17 protein-coding genes are annotated in these 19090 nt (G+C 66.5%); 13 read left to right on the top strand and 4 right to left on the bottom strand.

Annotated elements, in window-relative coordinates; all coding sequences use genetic code 11:
- The 3 genes from ACVJ6E_RS05555 to ACVJ6E_RS05545 form a co-directional block, all read left to right on the top strand.
- Positions 1–857, top strand: an 857-nt coding sequence (locus ACVJ6E_RS05555; protein WP_491676403.1) for a porin, incomplete at its 5' end; no start/stop codon positions are given.
- Between the two features lie 296 nt (positions 858–1153).
- Positions 1154–2347 carry a porin gene (locus ACVJ6E_RS05550; RefSeq protein WP_120268549.1) on the top strand — a complete coding sequence of 398 codons (1194 nt, stop codon included), beginning with the start codon at positions 1154–1156 and terminating at the stop codon, positions 2345–2347.
- 299 nt (positions 2348–2646) lie between these two features.
- A complete protein-coding gene (locus ACVJ6E_RS05545; RefSeq protein WP_120268550.1) occupies positions 2647–3813 on the top strand; it encodes an acetyl-CoA acetyltransferase in 1167 nt (388 codons plus the stop codon).
- 95 nt (positions 3814–3908) lie between these two features.
- On the opposite strand, the gene ACVJ6E_RS05540 is transcribed toward ACVJ6E_RS05545, so the two are convergent.
- Positions 3909–4610, bottom strand: coding sequence for an HAD family hydrolase (locus ACVJ6E_RS05540; protein WP_158592667.1), 702 nt, complete (start codon positions 4608–4610; stop codon positions 3909–3911).
- A 527-nt stretch (positions 4611–5137) separates the two neighbouring features.
- Here ACVJ6E_RS05540 and cysG point away from each other — a divergent pair.
- From cysG to ACVJ6E_RS05495, 9 genes are all read left to right on the top strand, one after another.
- The gene (gene cysG, locus ACVJ6E_RS05535; RefSeq protein WP_120268552.1) at positions 5138–6583 is read left to right on the top strand and encodes a siroheme synthase CysG; all 1446 of its coding nucleotides are present in this window, start codon (positions 5138–5140) and stop codon (positions 6581–6583) included.
- A 21-nt stretch (positions 6584–6604) separates the two neighbouring features.
- Positions 6605–6910, top strand: coding sequence for a DUF2849 domain-containing protein (locus ACVJ6E_RS05530; RefSeq protein ID WP_120268553.1), 306 nt, complete (start codon positions 6605–6607; stop codon positions 6908–6910).
- Between the two features lie 76 nt (positions 6911–6986).
- Positions 6987–8645 (top strand): nitrite/sulfite reductase, encoded by a 1659-nt coding sequence (locus ACVJ6E_RS05525; protein ID WP_120268554.1) that lies wholly within the window; start codon positions 6987–6989, stop codon positions 8643–8645.
- Positions 8632–9387: a phosphoadenylyl-sulfate reductase gene (locus ACVJ6E_RS05520; RefSeq protein WP_120268555.1), complete on the top strand. Its 756-nt coding sequence runs from the start codon at positions 8632–8634 to the stop codon at positions 9385–9387. Before ACVJ6E_RS05525 ends, ACVJ6E_RS05520 begins: the two co-directional genes overlap by 14 nt.
- Positions 9388–9389: 2 nt before the next feature.
- Positions 9390–9914 carry a DUF934 domain-containing protein gene (locus ACVJ6E_RS05515; protein ID WP_120268556.1) on the top strand — a complete coding sequence of 175 codons (525 nt, stop codon included), beginning with the start codon at positions 9390–9392 and terminating at the stop codon, positions 9912–9914.
- Between the two features lie 73 nt (positions 9915–9987).
- On the top strand, positions 9988–10809 hold the full coding sequence (locus ACVJ6E_RS05510; protein WP_371811350.1) for a ferredoxin--NADP reductase: 822 nt from the start codon (positions 9988–9990) through the stop codon (positions 10807–10809).
- A gap of 129 nt (positions 10810–10938) precedes the next feature.
- Positions 10939–11517: an NUDIX domain-containing protein gene (locus ACVJ6E_RS05505; protein WP_199681143.1), complete on the top strand. Its 579-nt coding sequence runs from the start codon at positions 10939–10941 to the stop codon at positions 11515–11517.
- A gap of 42 nt (positions 11518–11559) precedes the next feature.
- Complete coding sequence (locus ACVJ6E_RS05500; RefSeq protein WP_120268559.1) at positions 11560–12564, top strand: MDR family NADP-dependent oxidoreductase; 1005 nt, start codon at positions 11560–11562, stop codon at positions 12562–12564.
- Positions 12565–12670: 106 nt separating this feature from the next.
- A complete protein-coding gene (locus ACVJ6E_RS05495) occupies positions 12671–13885 on the top strand; it encodes a lytic murein transglycosylase (RefSeq protein ID WP_120268560.1) in 1215 nt (404 codons plus the stop codon).
- A 37-nt stretch (positions 13886–13922) separates the two neighbouring features.
- Here ACVJ6E_RS05495 and ACVJ6E_RS05490 read toward each other — a convergent pair whose 3' ends face one another.
- The 3 genes from ACVJ6E_RS05490 to ACVJ6E_RS05480 all read right to left on the bottom strand — a co-directional run bounded on the left by ACVJ6E_RS05490 (position 13923) and on the right by ACVJ6E_RS05480 (position 17027).
- Positions 13923–15176 (bottom strand): diguanylate cyclase, encoded by a 1254-nt coding sequence (locus ACVJ6E_RS05490; RefSeq protein WP_120268561.1) that lies wholly within the window; start codon positions 15174–15176, stop codon positions 13923–13925.
- Positions 15177–15678: 502 nt separating this feature from the next.
- The gene (locus tag ACVJ6E_RS05485) at positions 15679–16314 is read right to left on the bottom strand and encodes a CoA transferase subunit B (protein WP_067340059.1); all 636 of its coding nucleotides are present in this window, start codon (positions 16312–16314) and stop codon (positions 15679–15681) included.
- Between the two features lie 17 nt (positions 16315–16331).
- Positions 16332–17027, bottom strand: coding sequence for a CoA transferase subunit A (locus tag ACVJ6E_RS05480; protein ID WP_120268562.1), 696 nt, complete (start codon positions 17025–17027; stop codon positions 16332–16334).
- 276 nt (positions 17028–17303) lie between these two features.
- Here ACVJ6E_RS05480 and ACVJ6E_RS05475 point away from each other — a divergent pair, with 276 nt between their 5' ends.
- Positions 17304–19088 (top strand): AsmA family protein, encoded by a 1785-nt coding sequence (locus ACVJ6E_RS05475; protein ID WP_120268563.1) that lies wholly within the window; start codon positions 17304–17306, stop codon positions 19086–19088.
- The last annotated feature ends 2 nt before the right edge of the window (positions 19089–19090 follow it).

The following is a 19090-nucleotide window of genomic DNA, read 5'->3' as shown; positions in this document are numbered from 1 at the left end:
CGGCTTGGTCGACCACCGACAACGCCGGTGCGTCTGACTTCTACCTCGACGAAGCCTTCATCCAGCTGGGTGGCTTCGTTGCTGGTCGTACCGCTACGTACTTCCAGTTCTACACCGGCAACAACTGGGGTTCCGTCCTCGACCAGGGCTTCACCGATTACGGCGAGACCAACCTGTTCGCGTACACCGCTCAGTTCGGCAACGGCTTCTCGGCCTCGGTGTCGGCTGAAGTCGCGAACAAGCGCGGCACGATCGTTGGCCCGGTTGCTGGCGTCAACTACTACGGCGGCCACAAGATCCCGGACTTCGTCGCCAACCTGCGCGTCGATCAGGGCTGGGGTTCGGCTCAGATCATGGGTGCTCTGCACCACGTCTACGGTGCCAACGTTGCCGGCGTGACCGGTGGCAAGAGCAAGCTCGGCTGGGCGATCGGCGCTGGCGCCACGTTCAACCTGCCGATGATCGCTCCGGGCGACAACATCTCGCTGCAGGCGGTCTACTCGCAGGGCGCGATCGGCTACGTCAGCTCGGCTTGGGACGGCGTGTTCTCTGACGCTGCTTACAACGCTGGCGGCGCTCTGAAGATGTCGACGGCTTGGGGCATCGGCGGTGGCTTCACCCACTTCTGGACCCCGGCGATCTCGACCGCGATCACCGCTTCGTACAACAGCCTGGATCAGGCTGCGAGCGCTGGTCTGGCCGACATCCGCGACCTGAACGTCCAGGGTAACATCATCTGGCGTCCGGTCTCCGGCCTGTACCTCGGTGCTGAGCTCGAGTACCGCAACCGCGACATCAAGGGCGGCGCCAACGACGACGCTCTGGTCGGCGTGTTCCGTATCCAGCGCACGTTCTAATCTGATCCTCTAGGATTGGATTGAGAGGCCCGGCAGGCAACTGCCGGGCCTTTTTCTTTGTCCACAGCACCGCAAGACGAACTTGCCCACGCCTTGCCGCGCTCTGGTTGCCGTCGCGGCTTGTCGCATGCTTCTGTCACCGGAAAGACACACTTGCTGCACTGCGTGCATGCGGGGGTGGTTTGCAGATTGCCGGCGCACCTCGGCCTCACTTAGAAAGGAAGTCAGAGCTAGGGGGGAACTATTCCTTCTTTTCCCGTGGCAAGCTCCCGCGGGAATAACGACGAGGTCAGGACATGAACATCAAGAGCATCCTGCTCGGCGCTTCCGCTGCTGCCATGGCAGCCACGGGCGCTCAGGCCGCCGATCTCCCGGTGGCTCCGGAGCCGGTCGACTACGTTCGCGTTTGCGACGCTTTCGGCACCGGCTTCTTCTACATCCCGGGCACCGAGACCTGCCTGAAGATCGGCGGCGGCGTTCGCGTCGAGTTCCGTCTGTTCGACATGCTGGACAACGGTGGTTCCGCTTGGGACGACCGCACCGACACCTCGACCGGCATCCGTGCTCGTGGCTACCTGAACTTCGACAGCCGCACCAACACCGAGTACGGCCTGCTGCGCACCTACGTCGCGGCTTGGTCGACCACCGACAACGCCGGTGCGTCTGACTTCTACCTCGACGAAGCCTTCATCCAGCTGGGTGGCTTCGTTGCTGGTCGTACCGCTTCGTACTTCGACTTCTACACCGGCGACAACTGGGGTTCCGTCCTCGACCAGGGCTTCTCCGACTACGGCGAGACCAACCTGTTCGCGTACACCGCTCAGTTCGGCAACGGCTTCTCGGCCTCGGTGTCGGCTGAAGTCGCGAACAAGCGCGGCACGATCGTTGGCCCGCTTGCTGGCGTCGACTACTACGGCGGCCACAAGATCCCGGACTTCGTCGCCAACCTGCGCGTCGATCAGGGCTGGGGTTCGGCTCAGATCATGGGTGCCCTGCACCACGTCTACGGCGCCAACGTTGCCGGCGTGACCGGTGGCAAGAGCAAGCTCGGCTGGGCGATTGGCGCTGGCGCGACCATGAACCTCGACATGATCGCTCCGGGCGACAGCTTCTCGCTGCAGGCGACCTACTCGCAGGGCGCGATCGGCTACGTCAGCTCGGCTTGGGCCGACACCTTCTCTGACGCTGCCTACAACGCTGGCGGCGCTCTGAAGATGTCGACGGCTTGGGGCATCGGCGGTGGCTTCACCCACTTCTGGACCCCGGCGATCTCGACCTCGATCACCGCTGCCTACAACAGCCTGGATCAGGCTGCGAGCGCTGGTCTGGCCGACATCCGCGACCTGAACGTCCAGGGTAACGTCGTGTGGCGTCCGGTCTCCGGCCTGTACTTCGGTGCTGAGCTCGAGTACCGCAACCGCGACATCAAGGGCGTTGCTGGCAACGACGACGCTCTGGTCGGCGTGTTCCGCGTCCAGCGCACGTTCTAATCTGATCCTCTGAGGATTGGATTGAGAGGCCCGGCAGGCAACTGCCGGGCCTTTTTCTTTGCTCGCATTCAGGCCGGAGGAGGCGTGTTGGATGCGGGAGAGTTTCTAAAATTTCATCTAAGTTCATATATATAAATACGAAATCCTTCTCTATTGACGTTTTCGTAAATAAGGCGCTTGCAAGCCTGCCTGCGAAGTGGAATCTTCCCCACCATTGAAGGAAACGGCCCGGGATCCGGACAGGCCCGCCCGCATGGGCAGCCGGCGATCCGCGTCAGGGCGTTTTGGCGGAGGTAGTCATGACTGCAGCAATTGTCGGCTGGGCCCATACCCCCTTTGGCAAGCATTCCGACGAGACGGTCGAGAGCCTGATCGTCCAGGTGGCGCGCGATGCCATCGCCGATGCCGGTTTCGAGCCGGCGGATATCGACGAGATCGTGCTCGGCCATTTCAACGCCGGCTTCTCGGCCCAGGACTTCACCGCCTCGCTCGTGCTGCAGGCCGACCCTGGCTTGCGCTTCAAGCGCGCGACCCGTGTCGAGAATGCCTGCGCGACCGGATCGGCCGCCGTACATCAGGGCGTGCGCGCCATTGCTGCGCGCGAGGCGCGGGTTGTGCTGGTGGTCGGCGTCGAGCAGATGACCACGACCCCGGGTCCGGAGATCGGCCGCAACCTGCTCAAGGCCTCCTACCTGCCGGAAGACGGCGACACGCCGGCCGGCTTTGCCGGTGTCTTCGGCAAGATCGCGCAGGCCTATTTCCAGAAATACGGCGACCGCTCGGACGCGCTGGCCGCCATTGCCGCCAAGAATCACAAGAACGGCGTCGGCAATCCTTATGCGCAGATGCGCAAGGATCTGGGCTTCGACTTCTGCCGCGCCGAGAGCGAGAAGAACCCCTTCGTCGCCGGCCCGTTGAAGCGCACCGACTGCTCGCTCGTCTCCGACGGCGCCGCCGCGCTGGTGCTGACCGATATCGAGACCGCGCTCGGCCGCAAGAAGGCCGTCGCCTTCCGCGGCCTCGCCCATGCGCAGGACTTCCTGCCCATGTCGAAGCGCGACATCCTCGCCTTCGAGGGCTGCGGGGAGGCCTGGCGCCGGGCGTTGACGGCGGCGGGTCTGTCCATCGGCGACCTGTCCTTCGTCGAGACCCATGACTGCTTCACCATTGCCGAGCTGATCGAGTACGAGGCGATGGGCCTGACCGCGCCGGGCGAGGGGCATCGCGCCATCCTCGAGGGCTGGACGCAGATGGACGGCCGCCTGCCGGTCAATCCGTCGGGCGGCCTCAAGGCCAAGGGGCATCCGATCGGTGCCACCGGCGTTTCGATGCATGTGCTGTCGTCGATGCAGCTGACCGGCACGGCCGGCGACATTCAGGTGAAGAATGCCGAGCTTGGCGGCGTCTTCAACATGGGCGGCGCTGCGGTCGCCAACTACGTTTCGGTGCTGCAGCCGCTGCGCTGAGGGCGGTGGGGGCATCGCCCCCTAGGGCCGCACGAACGAGAGGCGCGGGGGAACTCCCGCGCCTTTTTCTTTGGCTGGCTGCCTTTGGAAAGGGGTCAGTAGACGGCCGATTCCATGTAGCGGGCGAGATCCAGCAGGTCGAAGGCGACGATGTCCCAGCTGTCGCGGGGGGCGAGGTCGTTGCGCTGATCGGCGCCGAATTCCTTCGGCCTTGCAAAGAAGGCGGTCTTCAGTCCCACCGCCCGGGCGGCGGCCAGGTCGGAATTGTGGGCGGAGGCATACATGACCTCGGACGGCTGCAGGTCGAGCGTCGCCGCCGCCTTGAGGAACAGGCTGCCGTCGTGCGTCCGCCCGTCCAGCAGGTCCGATCCCAGCACGAGATCCCACGGCAGGCCCGCATGCTTGGCGAGCCAGGTCATCGGTGCGGTCGGAAGGTCGGTGCAGGCGGCGATGACATATTCGCGCCGCAACGCGCGCAGGCCCGGCACGCTGTCCGGCCAGGCCGGAAAGCGCTGCCAGCAGGACAGAAGCAATTCCTGTTCGCGGCTGCCGGCCGAGGCTTCGAGTCCGGCTTCTTCCAGAACCCTGATCAGGCTTTCTGCCAGGTGTTCCTGCGCCTGGATCGCTCCCGTGCTGGAAGCCAGCCGCGCGCGATAGTCCCTGTACCATGCACTTGCCAGGGTACTCGCCGAGATGTCCTTGCCACTTTTTGCGAAGGCGCGCTCGAAACCGCTGGATAGACCCCTGTTCCAATCGACAATGGTGCCCAATACATCAAAGAAAATAGCTTTTACCACGGGTTTTCACTCGATACCGATATGTCTGAAACGCTACTGGGGTGACCAGTATTAGTTGCTTGACTGTGGGAATCAACCAAGAGTCTTCCTTGTCGCAGGTACAGTAACATTCCCTAACCTGAATTCCCGAAGAAAGCAGAATTATGGATAAGGGGCGAAAACCAAAAAGAAAACACAGGAAATCTCATCAATGTTGAGCGGGATTCGATAATTTTTCGAAATTATGGCGAAGCGGTTGCAAAGGCTCGCAAGAGCCCGCCAAAGACTACGGTTCTGAATTCCGTCAAGGGAAAACCTCTCTCTTGGGTTGTGGTCGGGCGACAGGACGCCTTTTCGTCTTGCGGCAGCAAATTCGTGTCGGCTGCCGGCAAGCATTTCGGATCCGCCCGCCTCCAAAACCGCCGGAAGCCCGATCCGTAGCATGATTTTTCCCTGCCGCTTCCCTCGATTGAAATGCCATGCCCGGCGCAAGCGGGGCCGAGGCTTTATCTCTAGGGCTGTTTCAGACCGCCCGGAGATCGCGCCAGATGGCACGCCAAGCACAGGCATCGGATCGCAAGCTCGCTGTCTTCCCGGCCTTTCACAAGGTCGAGGGCAAGCGCGTCGTCGTCGTGGGCGGCGGCGACGAGGCAGCCGCCAAGGTTCGTCTCCTCGCCGAGACGCTTGCCGATATCGTCGTCATCGCGCCGCAGGCCGAGGACGTCCTGCGGGACGCCGTCGCCCGTGCCGGCGGCACCATTCTCGCTGAAGCCTTCGCTCCCGCTCACCTTGAAGGTTCCGTCCTCGTCTTTGCCGCCAGCGGCGACGAGGCGGAAGATACCGCCGTGGTGGCGGCCGCACGCGCGCTGGGGCTTCCGGCCAATGCGGTCGACCGGCCGGAGATCTGCGACTTCTATGTCGGTGCCCTGGTCAACCGCGCGCCGGTCGCCGTCGCCATCACCTCCACCGGCGTCGGCCCGGTGCTGGCCCGCCACATCCGTGCGCGCATCGAGGCGATGCTGCCGCGCGAGACCGGCGATCTCGCCCGCCTTGCCGAGAGCTTCCGCGACACGGTCGTTCGGGTCATCGCCAGCGGCGTCGAGCGTCGGCGCTTCTGGGCCCGCTTCTTCTCCGGCCCGGTCGCTGCCCATCTGCAGTCCGGGCGCCCGGATGCGGCCCGCGCCGAGGCGCAGCGCCTGCTCAACACCCGCAACGAGGAAGCCGGCTTCGTCTGGCTGGTCGGCGCCGGCCCCGGTGCCGAGGACCTCTTGACCCTTCGCGCACAGCGCCTGCTGCAGGAGGCCGACGTCATCGTGCACGACGCGCTGGTGCCCGAGGCGGTCGTCGCCATGGGCCGGCGCGATGCGGAACGCATTTCGGTCGGCAAGCGCAAGGGTCGTCACTCGGTTTCGCAAGCCGAGATCAACGAGATCCTGGTGCGCGAGGCCTCGCACGGCCGCCGCGTCGTCCGGCTGAAGGCGGGCGATCCGCTGGTCTTCGGCCGCGCCGGCGAGGAGATCGCCGCCCTGCGCGCCGCCGGCATCGCTCATGACGTGGTGCCCGGCGTCACCGCGGCCCTGGCCGCTGCCGCAAGCGCCCGCATTCCGCTCACCCTGCGCGGCGTTGCCTCCGACCTCGTTTTCGCCACCGGCCACGACCGGGACGGCGAGACGCTGCCGTCCTGGGGCGCGCTGGCGCTGCAGGGCGCGACCGTTGCCGTCTACATGGGCCGCACGGTCGCCGTCCGCGTCGCCGACCGCCTGCTGGAGGCCGGCCTGTCGCCCACCATCCCCGTTGCGGTGGTGGAGAACGCGGCGCAGCGCAACGAGCGCTTCTTTGCCGGCACGCTCGCCGACCTGCCGGCGCTTGAGGACCGTCACGAGATCGACGGCCCGACCCTCATCATCATCGGCGAGGCCGTCGGCCATGCCGATCTCGCGAACAGCCAGCCCCTGCGCGTCGTGCCGGCCGAAAGGGCCGTGGTCGCCGCATAGCCCCCCTGAAGGAGCGATTGCATGAAGGCTTTGACAGCCAACCGACTGATCGATGGCGAAGTGGTGTGGCTCGGCCGCTCCGGCCAGTGGGTCGAGACCCTGGCCAGCGCCTGGCTGCTGGAAACGCCCGAGGCTATCGCCGAGGCGGAAGCAGCAGGGGCTGAGGCCGAGGCGGCCCAGCTCATCGTCGAGCCCTATCTCATCGATCTGACGCGCCAGGACGGCGAGATCCTGCCGGTCCGCTTCCGCGAGAAGATCCGCGCCAAGGGGCCGACCGTGCGCCAGGACCTCGGCAAGCAGGCCCGGCGCGAGGTGTCGGCGGCCTGATCCGGCCGCGACACGCTACCCGATAAGGACCCAGAACACGGACGCGAAGCGATCCGCCGTTCCAGGAGTTGCAAGCATGTACCGCTATGACGAGTTCGACGCCCATTTCGTGTCCGCCCGCGTGGACCAGTTCCGCGACCAGGTGCAGCGCCGCCTTGCCGGCGACCTGACGGAAGAGCAGTTCAAGCCGCTGCGGCTGATGAACGGCGTCTACCTGCAGCTCCACGCCTACATGCTGCGCATCGCCATTCCCTACGGCACGCTGAATGCCGGCCAGATGCGGCGCCTTGCCCATGTCGCGCGCACCTACGACCGGGGCTACGGCCATTTCACCACGCGTCAGAACATCCAGTTCAACTGGCCGCGACTGAAGGACATTCCCGAGATCTTGTCGCAGCTGGCGGAAGTCGAGATGCACGCGATCCAGACCTCGGGCAATTGCATCCGCAATGTCACGGCCGACCATTTCTCGGGTGCAGCCGCCGACGAGATCCTCGACCCGCGGCCCTATGCCGAGATCCTGCGCCAGTGGTCCTCGCTGCATCCGGAGTTCTCGTATCTGCCGCGCAAGTTCAAGATCGCGGTCACCGGCGCCCCGCACGACCGCGCGGCGGTGCAGGTGCACGATATCGGCCTGCAGGCGGTGCGCGATGCTGACGGCAGTGTCGGCTTTCGCGTCTTCGTCGGCGGCGGCCTTGGCCGTACCCCGATGGTCGGCCGGCTGGTGCGCGAGTTCCTGCCCGAGGCGGACCTGCTCGCCTACAGCGAGGCGATCCTGCGCGTCTACAACCGCTACGGCCGGCGCGACAACAAGTACAAGGCCCGCATCAAGATCCTGGTTCACGAGACCGGCCTTGAGGAGCTGAAGGCCGATATCGAGGCCGAATTCGCCGAGATCCGCGACGGTGTCCTGACGCTGCCGGCCTCGGAGATCGAGCGCATCACCGCCTATTTCGCGCCCCCGGCCTTCGATGTCGCGGTCGGGGACGAGGCGGTGCTGGACGCGGCCATCGCCGCCGATCCGCAGCTGGAGGCATTCGCCGCGCGCAACGTCCATCCGCACCGCGCCCCCGGCTATGCCAGCCTCACCATCTCGCTGAAGCCCATCGGCAAGGCGCCGGGCGATGCCACGGCCGAGCAGATGGAGGTCGTCGCCGACCTTGCAGAGCGTTATGGCCATGACGAGATCCGCGTCAGCCACGAGCAGAACCTGGTGCTGCCGCATGTGCGTCGCCGCGACATCCCGGCGATCCACGCCGCGCTGGTCGCAGCGGGCCTCGGCGAGGCCAATGCGGGCCTAGTGACGGACATTATCGCCTGCCCGGGGCTCGACTATTGCGCCCTTGCCACCGCCCGCTCGATCCCGGTCGCGCAGCGCATTTCCGAGCGCTTCGCCTCGCCCGAGCGTCAGCGCGAGATCGGCGATCTCAAGATCAAGATCTCCGGCTGCATCAATGCCTGCGGCCATCACCATGTCGGCCATATCGGCATTCTCGGCGTCGAGAAGAAGGGCGAGGAATACTACCAGATCACCCTTGGCGGCTCGGCCGACGAGAACACCTCGGTCGGCGAGATCATCGGTCGCGGCTTCTCGTATGACGAGGTCGTCGATGCGATCGAGAAGGTCGTCGACACCTATGTCGGCCTGCGCGAAACCCCGCAGGAAGACTTCCTGGCCGCCTATCGCCGTGTCGGCGATCAACCGTTCAAGGAGGCGCTCTATGGCACTGCGTGAGGCCTATGCGGTCCGCGAGGACCTGCCGACGCCGGCCCTCGACGCGGCCTGGCTCGCCGACCGGTTCGTCTCGGCCTCGGCGGAGGCGGTGATCGCCGCCGCGCGCGGCCGCTTCGGCGACCGGCTGGCGATGGTTTCCTCCTTCGGCGCGGAAGCGGCGGTGCTCCTGCACCTCGTTTCGCGCGTCGACCGGACGATCCCCGTGCTGTTCATCGACACCGGCAAGCTGTTTCCCGACACGCTGCGCTACCGCGACCTGCTGGTCGAGCAGTTCGGCCTTTCGGACGTGCGCACCCTTGCGCCCGATCCGGCGGATCTCGAGGCCGTCGATCCGGCCGGCATGCTGTGGATGAGCGATACGGACGCCTGCTGCGAGATCCGCAAGGTCCGCCCGCTGGCGCGCGCGCTCAAGGGCTTCGACGCCTGGATCTCCGGGCGCAAGCGCTTTCAGGCGAGCACCCGCTCCAACATCCCGGTCTTCGAGGTCGATGGCGAGCGTATCAAGGTCAACCCGCTGGCCGACTGGGACCCGTCGGACCTGCGCGCCTATGCGCAGGCGCAGAACCTGCCCAGCCACCCGCTGGTCGCCAGGGGCTACCCGTCCATCGGCTGCATGCCCTGCACCAGCCCGGTGGCAGAGGGCGAGGACCCGCGCGCCGGCCGCTGGCGGGGGCGCGACAAGACGGAATGCGGCATTCATCTGGCCCTGCCGATGGAGAACGAACAGGGAGCCGGGATCTGACCATGGCGGCAAGACTTTACCGTAACGGCGGCTTCGTCGCCGACACGTGGACCCATCTGGACGACGAGGCCGAGCTGCCGGCGGAAGGCGCGTTCGTCGTGCCGCTGGCCCGCTTCCTGGAGGCGGCGGCCGATCTGCCGCAGGGCGTCAAGCTTGCGCCGCTGGTCAAGGCGGGCGACGATCCGGCGAGCCTTGCCGGCCATCTCGCCGCGCTGGAGCTGGTGGTGGTGGACTTCGCCAAGTTTTCCGACGGGCGCGGCTACTCCACCGCCCGCCTGCTGCGCCAGCGCTACGGCTTTGCCGGCGAGGTCCGGGCGAGCGGCGACGTGCTGCTCGACCAGATCCCGTTGATGCGGCGGGTCGGGTTCGATGCGTTTTCGGTCGTCAACGAGCCGACGATCCGGGCGCTGGAGGCTGGCCACGACGTCGACGTGCCACTATACCTCCAACCTGCGGAACGGGCAGGCGAGGTGCCTGCTGGCGCGCGCTACTGGGCCCGGCGCCCGGCAGGTGCGCAGCTTTCCTGATGTCGCCGGCGCGCCGTTTGGCTATTCTGCCGCCGGACATTCGGGTACACGTATTGTTCGACATGTAGTGAGGATGCAACGCATGAATGTGGTCAATCTTGCCGGCGATCTCGCCGACGCCGTACCCGCCGGCGCCACCGCCGAGACGGTGACCGAGGTTCAGCACTACACGGACGACCTGTTCCGCTTCCGCATGACGCGCCCTGCGAGCTTCCGCTTCCGTTCGGGAGAGTTCGTGATGATCGGCCTGATGGTCGGCGACAAGCCGGTCTTCCGCGCCTATTCCATCGCCTCTCCGTCCTGGGACGAGGAGCTGGAGTTCTTCTCGATCAAGGTTCCCGACGGCCCGCTGACCCAGCATCTGCAGAAGATCAAGGTCGGCGACAAGGTCCTGATGAAGAAGAAGCCGACCGGCACGCTCGTCAACGACGCGCTGGTTTCCGGCAAGCGCCTCTACATGTTCTCCACCGGCACCGGCTTTGCGCCCTTCGCCAGCCTGATCCGCGATCCGGAGACCTACGAGAAGTTCGAGGAGGTGATCGTCACCCACTCGTGCCGCTTCGTGGCGGAGCTCGCCTATTCGCAGCAGACGGTGGCCGCCACCCGCGATGACCCGCTGATCGGCGAGCTCGCGGCCAGCCAGCTGCGCCTGTTCACCTCGACCACCCGCGAGCCGCACGAGCATACCGGCCGCATCACCACCCTGATCGAGAATGGCGACCTGTTCCGCGCGCTCGGCGTGCCGCCGCTCGACCCGGAAACCGACCGGGCGATGATCTGCGGCTCGATGGCGATGCTCAAGGACACCAAGGCGCTGCTCGAGGCTGCCGGCCTGACCGAGGGGGCCAACAACCGCCCGGCCGAGTTCGTCATCGAAAGGGCCTTCGTCGGCTGACGACTTTTGCCCCCCTTGCGCTGCTTGCCCGTGGCTGACATGAGTGTGACGCCGTGTCGCGGCGCATCGGGAGAGTTTATGCAAAAAGAAGACAGGCAGGACCCGGCCGAACGGGATGGGGAAGAGGCTGTGCGCGTGATTTCGGAGCGCAGCCTCTACGAGGGCTTCGGCACCTACCGAGAGATGGTTGTCGAACAGCCGCTGGCCTCCGGCGGCAATATTGAGATTTCAAGAGAGTTTCAGGCACGGCGCGATGTCGTCGCCGTTCTTCCCTATGATCCGGTGCGGCGGGTCGCCTTGCTCGCCCGCCAGCTCCGCGTACCGCTTTTCGCCCGCGGCGATCACGACGGTTACCTGGAGGAAGTGCCGGCCGGTTACATCGACGAAGGCGAGGTCGCCGACGAGGCCGCCCGCCGCGAGGCCGCCGAGGAAGTCGGCGTCAAGGTCGGCGAGCTGGAACACGTCGCCGACGTCTTTCCCTCGCCCGGCGCCATCACCGAACGGCTCAGTCTCTATCTTGCCCGCTACGGCGCCGGTGATGTCGTCTCCAGCGGCGGCGGCCTTGCCGAGGAGGGCGAGGAGATCGAGGTGCTGGAATGGCCCATCGCCCGCCTCGGCGAAGCGGTGCAGGAGGGCAGCCTCCACGACGCCAAGACGCTGATCCTGGTTCAGGCCCTGATGTTGCGCGCGCCCGAGCTTTTCTCGTAGCCTTGCCGCTATCGTATCTCCAACACGCGAAAAGGGACCGCCATGCCGATGAACCGCGTCGTGCGTCTGGTCAAGCGCCCGGCCCCGGGCCTTGTCACGCCGGATTGCTTCGAGATCCGGGACGAGCCGCTGCCGGAGCCGGGGGAGGGCGAGTTCCGCGTCCGCATCAGCCATGTCTCGCTGGACCCGGCCATGCGCGGCTGGGTCAATGAGGGCAAGTCCTACGTGCCGCCCGTTGGCCTCGGCGATGTCATGCGCTCCTTTTCTGCCGGTGTCGTGGAGGCCTCGCGCAATCCCGACTTTCAGGAGGGCGAGGCCGTCGTCGGCCTGTTCGGCGTGCAGACCCATGCCGTGTCGGACGGCAAGGGCGTGCAGCGCGCCGACACCTCGATCGCTCCGCTGCAAAGCTGGATCGGTGGCCTCGGCATGCCGGGCCTGACCGCCTATTTCGGCCTGCTGCGCGTTGCCGAGGCGAAGGAGGGCGACACGGTGGTCGTTTCCGCCGCCTCCGGCGCGGTCGGCTCCATCGTCGGCCAGATCGCCAGGATCAAGGGCTGTCGGGCGGTCGGCATCGCCGGTGGACCTGAAAAGTGCCGGGCGCTGGTCGAGGAGGACGGGTTCGACGCGGCGGTCGACTACAAGGCCGGCAATCTTGCCGCCGATCTGGCCGCTGCCTGTCCGGGGGGCATCGACGTCAATTTCGAGAATGTCGGCGGCGAGATCCTCGACACGGTGCTGGCGCAGATGAACACGTTCGGGCGCATTGCCGTCTGCGGCCTGATCTCGGCCTACAACGCGACGACGCCGCAGCCGGGTCCCGCCAACCTGCGGTTTCTGCTGACCCAGCGGCTGCGCATGCAGGGCTTCATCGTCTTCGACTTCATCCGCGAAAACCCGGTCGCCCTTGCCGACCTGTCGCAATGGGTCTCGCAAGGGCGGCTGAAGTTCCGCGAGGACGTGCGCGAGGGCGGGGTGGACGCCTTCCCGCAGGTGCTGAACCTGCTCTATACCGGCGGAAATTTCGGCAAGCTTTCGCTGAAAGTCTGACCTCTCCGCCATCCTGCTGACAAGATGTCGCGGCCTCATCGAAGCCGTCTTTTTCGGACGGTGGGAGCACGGGATGCGGCGGATCGGGCTGGGGTCGATTGCAGGAATGGGGCGCTCTCGGGCGGGGCCCGCAAAGGCGCGGGGCGCGGTGCCGGTGCTCGCCGGCTCGTTGCTGGCGCTGGCGCTCGGCGCGTCGCCCGCGGCCGCCTCGCTGGAAAGCTGCCTGCCGCAGATGCGTGCCGAGGCCGTGAAGGCCGGCGTCAGCCAGCGCACGGTGGACGCCGCGCTCGCCAATGTCGCCTATGACGAAAAGGCCGTGCGCTTTTCCACCAGCCAGCCGGAATACAAGACGCCGATCTGGGACTACCTCGCCTTCCTCGTCGATGCCGAGCGCATCGCCGACGGGCGCAAGATGCTGTCCCGTCATGCCCGCGTGCTGGAGCAGGTCGAGAAGACCTACGGTATCGACCGCCACATCGTCGTTGCCGTGTGGGGCGTCGAGAGCGATTTCGGCCAGTTCCGCGGCGACTTCCACGTTCCCCATGCGCTGGCCAATGTCGGCTGTTCCGGCCGGCGGGCGAAGTATTTCCGCTCTGAGCTGATCGAGATCCTCAAGATCGTCGACCGCGGCGACGTGCGCCTTGCCGACCTGCAGGGCTCCTGGGCCGGTGCCTTTGGCCAGACCCAGTTCATGCCCTCCACCTATCGCCGTCTTGCGGTCGACTTCGATCGGGACGGGCGCAAGGATCTGGTCAACTCGGTGCCGGACGCGCTCGCCTCCACCGCCAACTATCTCAAGAACGCCGGCTGGGTCACCGGCATGCCCTGGGGTTATGAGGTCAAGGTGCCGGCCGGCTATCGCGGTCCCTCGGGCCGCAAGTCCAAGGTCTCGGTCACCGAGTGGGGCAAGCGCGGCATCCGCCATCTCGACGGGGGCGATCTGACCGGCGCGGCGAAGGCCGGCCTGCTGCTGCCCGCCGGCGCGGAAGGGCCCGCCTTCCTCGTCTTCAGCAATTTCGATGCGATCTACACCTACAATGTCGCGGAGAGCTACGCGCTGGCGATCTCGCATCTCGCCGACCGGCTGCGCGGCGGCGGGCCGTTCCAGGTCGCCTGGCCGACCAGCGATCCGGGCCTGTCGCGCAAGGAGCGGCTGGAGCTGCAAAAGCTGCTGCTGCGCGCCGGCTACGATATCGGCGAGGCCGACGGACGGGTGGGCGCCGCGACCCGCGAAGGCATCAGCAAGGCCGAGGCACGCTTTGGGATGCCGGTCACGGGTCGTCCGGGCCAGCGCATCTACAAGGCGCTCGGCGGCCGCTGAGCCGCCGACCGGCTCCGCTTTCAGCAGGATCTGGAGATCAGGACGCGACCGTGCGGTTGCGCCCGCCATGCTTGGCCTCGTAAAGCCGCATGTCGGCGATCCGCATGGCCGACTGCAGGTTCGGCTCGGTGCCGTTCGACAGGCCGACGCTGATCGTCACATTGCCGAGCGAGCGCAGCGGCCCCTCGCGGCCGGTCAGCTCGGCCAGCTCCTTGCGCACCTTGTCGATGAAGGCGACGCCGTCGGCCGGTTCGAGGCCGGGCAGCAGTACGCAGAATTCGTCGCCGCCCAGGCGCGCCGGGAAAGCGCGCTGCGGGCAGTGCTCGCGCAGCAGCATGCCGAACAGACGGATCAGCTCGTCGCCCTGTTCGTGGCCGAACCGGTCGTTGACGGACTTGAACGTATCGATGTCGATGGCCGCCACGGTCACAGTCTCGCCGGCGCGGCGCGCCCGCTCGAACATGCCATTGCCCTCGGAAAACAGGTGGCGGCGGTTCGACAGCCCGCTCAACGCGTCGCCATGCGCCATGCCCGACAGGGTCTGGATCCGGTCCAGCATGTCGAGGTTCTGCGAGATTCGCAGCATGAACTCTTCAGGCGTGCAGGACTTCGGCAGGAAGTCGTTGGCGCCCGATTTCAGGAAGCGGGCGATCACCTCGGGGCCGGCTTTTCCCGACAGGCCGATCACGGCCAGCTCGTTCATGGTGAAGCGCCCGCGCACCGCGCGCAGCACCTCGAACCCGTCGATCCGCGGCATCACATAGTCCAGCACCACCAGCCGCAGGTTCTCGAACGTGTCCAGCAGGTCGATGGCGGTCTTGTGGTCCGGCGCGGTATGCACCCGCAGCTGGTAGAGCGACAGGCGCCGGGCGATCACTTCCGTGTCGACCCGGCTGTCGTCGATCACCAACGCATCGATATGGCGGTTGGCATGGACGCGCTGCACCAGCGTCGTCAGGTAGGTCAGGCTCGCCGGGCTGTCCTTCAGGATGTAGTCGACCACGCCCTTGTTCAGCAGCGTGTGCCGCAGCTTCTCGTCGAAGCGTCCGGAAAACACGATGGTCGGCAGCTGCGCGTTCAGCGTCACGTCGACGATCTCGCCGTCGGGCGCGTCCGGCAGGGTCAGGTCGACCAGGGCCACCACCGGCTTGAAATCGGGTCGCGCCAACAGGGCCTCGGCCTCCGCCCGTGTCGTTGCGGAAACAACCTCCAGCCCGTGCAGCTCGCTCAACTGACGGCGAATGACCCGCTCGAAGAATGACGCATCCTCTACAAGCAGAACTTGTCCCATCTCGCACGCCCCAACTCTCTCCCAGGGACCACGACCATTGTCCGGGATCGGTGAAGGAAACGTTTACCGAATCGCGTTTCCGCCGATGATGCGGGCGGCTGCTTCGGCCGAAATTCGTCTGAAATCCGGCGCTTGGCTCAGCGAGGGGACAAAACAGGACGACGGCGGGGATAGTGCGCGCGGGATGCTGCGTCCGCCATCCGATACCGAGAGGGCCTTCGTTCCGGCCCGTGTCCGGGGATAAGTCGCTGAGCCTGCGCCTGCGCGCTGCATCCGCAGATTGTCGTGTTTGCGCGGAAAAACGCAAATCCCGCGGTTATTGAGACGGGATTTTGCAAAATCCTGCGCAACTTTTCTCGAAATTGCACGGCGCCTTCGCACGGCTCGCGCTTCATCGCCGCCGGCCATCCCGGCCCAAACAAAAAGGCGGACGGGAGGTCCCGTCCGCCTTTGCTGGTCTTGCAGATGATCCGGCCGATTGGGCCGGATCATTACCGGCTCATCAGGCCGGAATGGTCAGCTTGGCCGTGGTGCTGGCCTTGACCTCGTCCGCGGTCACGTCCTTGGCCAGTTCCACCAGCACCAGACCGTCCTCGGTCACGTCGAAGACGCCCAGGTTGGTGATGATCCGGTGCACGCAGTTGACGCCGGTCAGCGGCAGGGTGCACTCGGGCAGCAGCTTCGGGTCGCCCGACTTGGACGTGTGGTCCATGATCACCACGACGCGCTTGACGCCGGCGACCAGGTCCATGGCGCCGCCCATGCCCTTGACCATCTTGCCAGGGATCATCCAGTTGGCGAGATCGCCCTTCTCGGACACTTCCATGGCGCCCAGGATCGACAGGTCGATATGGCCGCCGCGGATCATGCCGAAGCTGTCGGCGGACGAGAAATAGCTCGTCTGCGGCAGCTCGGTGATCGTCTGCTTGCCGGCGTTGATCAGGTCCGCATCCACCTCGTTCTCGGTCGGGAACGGGCCCATGCCGAGCATGCCGTTCTCCGACTGGAGCGTGACGTGGACGCCTTCGGGAATGTAGTTCGAGACCAGCGTCGGGATGCCGATGCCGAGATTGACGTAGAAGCCGTCCTCCAGCTCCTGCGCGGCCCGCTGGGCCATTTCGTCGCGAGTCCAGGCCATTGTTCTTCTCCTTGTCCTCAGGCGGCGCGGGTGGTGCGCTTCTCGATCCGCTTCTCGTGCTGGCCGAGAATGATGCGGTCGACGAAGATGCCGGGCGTGTGGATGGTGTCGGGATCGAGTTCGCCGAGCCCGACGATCTCTTCCACCTCGACAAGGGTCGTCTTGCCGGCGGTCGCCATCATCGGATTGAAGTTGCGAGCGGTCTTCCGGTAGATCAGGTTGCCTTCCGGATCGGCCTTCCAGGCCTTCACCAGCGACACATCGGCGACCAGTCCGGTCTCCAGGATGTAGGTCTCGCCGTTGAAGTCCTTGTGCTCCTTGCCTTCCGCGATCAGCGTGCCGACGCCGGTCTTGGTGTAGAAGCCCGGAATGCCGGCGCCGCCGGCGCGGATGCGCTCGGCCAGGGTGCCCTGCGGGTTGAACTCCAGCTCCAGCTCGCCGTTGAGGTACTGACGCTCGAAAGTAGCATTCTCGCCGACATACGAGGAGATCATTTTGCTGATCTGGCGCGTCTGCAGCAGCAGGCCAAGGCCGAAATCGTCGACACCGGCATTGTTGGAAATCGCCGTGATGTTCTTCGCACCGCTGTCGCGCAGCGCCGCGATCAGGTTCTCCGGAATGCCGCAAAGACCGAATCCGCCGGCCATCACAGTCATGCCGTCAAACGTCAGTCCCTCAAGCGCGGCGGCCGCGTTGGGGTATACCTTATTCATCTGGCGTCTCCTCGCATCAGCGTCTCCTCGCAACGGGTCCTGCGGACGGGGCAGGGGCGCGAGCGCCGCCCGTCCAACATGAACCTTTCGTCAGGCGCCCTGTGATACCTTCCCTCACCGGTGATCTCAAGCGCCATCCATTCGGCCCGGGATTTCCTGCGGTTTCGTCTTGAACCGCGTGCCGCGAACTCCTATCCCGATGCAGGATGCGGCGTGGTGCGCCGCGGCCTCCCACGTTGAAGACGATGCGCCGGACGGCGCTGGCCGGATTGTGTCATGAAGCGCCTGGTGGCGATCCTCCTTGCAGCCCTTGTCCTCGTCGCGGTGGCGGGCATCGCCGGCTATCTCCTGATCTCGCGCGAGGTCTCGCGCGAGCGCGTCGAGGCGAGCCTGGCGGCCCGGCTCGGCGGCACGCTGCGCCTTGCCGGCACGCCGGCCGTTTCGCTCGCGCAAGGGCCCGCTCTGGTGCTTGGCGGCGTCCGCTGGCAAGGGCAGGGCGGCCGCTGGACGCTGGCGGCCGAGCGCATGGTTGCGGGGATAGATCCTGCCGGCCTCCTTTGGGGCGAGGTGCGTCTGTCGTCTTTCCAGCTGGAAGGCGCGCGGCTTCACCTTGCCGGGGCCGATCCGGCGGACGGCACCCTTGCGGGCCTCGGCCGCGATCTGTCGCGGGTTCTCGGGGCGCAGGTCACCGTGTCCGGCGATGCGATCAGCTGGGGTGCGTCCGACAAGCCGCGCCTTGGAGCCTTCGCCTTCCGTCTTGCCCCCTCGGGCGAGGGCGGTACCCTTCGCGGGTCAGTGGAGGCCGGCGACCAGACGGTCGAATTCGGCATCACTCTCGGACATCGCGGCATCCTGACCGGCACGGCCAGCGGGCCGGTGGCCGTATCCGTGGTCTCGCCGCTTGCCGGCTTCCGCATGAGCGGGGCGGTCCGCAACCCGGAAGCGGCCCGGATCGAGGGAAATTTCGATTTCAATACCAGCGACTTGCGCGGGCTGGTCGCCCGCTTCGGCAAGACGCTGGTCGGAGAGGCGAGCTTCGGCGCCTTGCGGATCACCGGCGATGGCGCGCTCGACTTCTCCCGCCTGGAGCTCGACACGGCGCGTCTGGAGCTCGACGGCAATGTCGGCGAGGGCCGCCTCGGTTTCGGGCTCGGCGCCACGCGGCCGCGGCTGGAGGGAACGCTCGCCTTCGAACAGTTCGACCTTTCCGCCTATCTCGGCGAGCTGCGCAGCCTGGCCGGCGTCGAGGACGAGGCGCCGCAGGGCGACAGCCTGCGCGACCGGTCCCTGTCGGGCTTGCTGCAGTCGGCCGATATCGACCTGCGCCTGTCGGCGAACCGCTTCATTGCCGGCCCGCTGTCGGGCGGTCCGAGCGCCATCGCGCTGTTGCTGCGCGACGGCGACCTGTCGCTCGACCTCAGCGAAACGCCGGTTGCCGGCGGCACGCTGGAGGCGACGGCCCGGCTGAAGCCGGCGGGCGGCGACACGTTCGACCTTGCGGCGAGCGCCATCGCCAAGAAGCTGGACGTACGCCAGCTTCCTGCGCTCGAGGTGGTGACGATGCCGCAGTCGGGGGCGCTGACCTTCCGTCTCGGCCGCACCGGCAAGGGGCAGACCCTCGCCTCGATCCTGGGATCGGCCGGCGGCGAGGCCCATCTTCTGCTCGAAAACGCCACCTATCCGGCCGGCGGCGAGGTGCTGGCCCGGCTTGCGGCCTCGGCAAGCGAGGCAGGCTCGTCCGCCTCCTCGCTGGTGCTCGAGCGCGTGACCGGACGCGGCGGCATGGAAGGGCAGGAGATGCGCCTCAGCGATGTCGAGGTTTGGTCGGGCAAGCATCTCTTGCGGCTCGCCGGGCGCCTGTCGCTGGCCGATGTGTCGCTGTCGCTGCGCGGCAGGCTGCTGCCGCGCCCGGTTGCGGCCGATCCCGCGCCCGGCGCGCCAACGACGGCAGCGCCCGATCCTGCAGTGGGACAGGCTTCCGGCGGCATTCCGGTGCTGGTGCGCGGCACGCTCGCCCGGCCGAGCCTCCTGCCGGACATGACCGGCATCGGCGCGCCGTAACC

Source organism: Stappia sp. G46H5W (assembly GCF_058448995.1).
Note: the sequence above shows the minus strand (reverse complement) of the source record. Positions and strands in the feature narration are given on the sequence as shown.

Coding starts and splice junctions, on each gene's coding strand:
- ACVJ6E_RS05520 (WP_120268555.1), top strand. CDS start 8,632: ATGGCACTGCGTGAGGCCTATGCGGTCCGCGAGGACCTGCCGACGCCG.
- ACVJ6E_RS05490 (WP_120268561.1), bottom strand. CDS start 15,176: ATGGGACAAGTTCTGCTTGTAGAGGATGCGTCATTCTTCGAGCGGGTC.
- ACVJ6E_RS05545 (WP_120268550.1), top strand. CDS start 2,647: ATGACTGCAGCAATTGTCGGCTGGGCCCATACCCCCTTTGGCAAGCAT.
- ACVJ6E_RS05510 (WP_371811350.1), top strand. CDS start 9,988: ATGCAACGCATGAATGTGGTCAATCTTGCCGGCGATCTCGCCGACGCC.
- ACVJ6E_RS05525 (WP_120268554.1), top strand. CDS start 6,987: ATGTACCGCTATGACGAGTTCGACGCCCATTTCGTGTCCGCCCGCGTG.
- ACVJ6E_RS05500 (WP_120268559.1), top strand. CDS start 11,560: ATGCCGATGAACCGCGTCGTGCGTCTGGTCAAGCGCCCGGCCCCGGGC.
- ACVJ6E_RS05530 (WP_120268553.1), top strand. CDS start 6,605: ATGAAGGCTTTGACAGCCAACCGACTGATCGATGGCGAAGTGGTGTGG.
- ACVJ6E_RS05485 (WP_067340059.1), bottom strand. CDS start 16,314: ATGGCCTGGACTCGCGACGAAATGGCCCAGCGGGCCGCGCAGGAGCTG.
- cysG (WP_120268552.1), top strand. CDS start 5,138: ATGGCACGCCAAGCACAGGCATCGGATCGCAAGCTCGCTGTCTTCCCG.
- ACVJ6E_RS05515 (WP_120268556.1), top strand. CDS start 9,390: ATGGCGGCAAGACTTTACCGTAACGGCGGCTTCGTCGCCGACACGTGG.
- ACVJ6E_RS05475 (WP_120268563.1), top strand. CDS start 17,304: ATGAAGCGCCTGGTGGCGATCCTCCTTGCAGCCCTTGTCCTCGTCGCG.
- ACVJ6E_RS05550 (WP_120268549.1), top strand. CDS start 1,154: ATGAACATCAAGAGCATCCTGCTCGGCGCTTCCGCTGCTGCCATGGCA.
- ACVJ6E_RS05495 (WP_120268560.1), top strand. CDS start 12,671: ATGGGGCGCTCTCGGGCGGGGCCCGCAAAGGCGCGGGGCGCGGTGCCG.
- ACVJ6E_RS05480 (WP_120268562.1), bottom strand. CDS start 17,027: ATGAATAAGGTATACCCCAACGCGGCCGCCGCGCTTGAGGGACTGACG.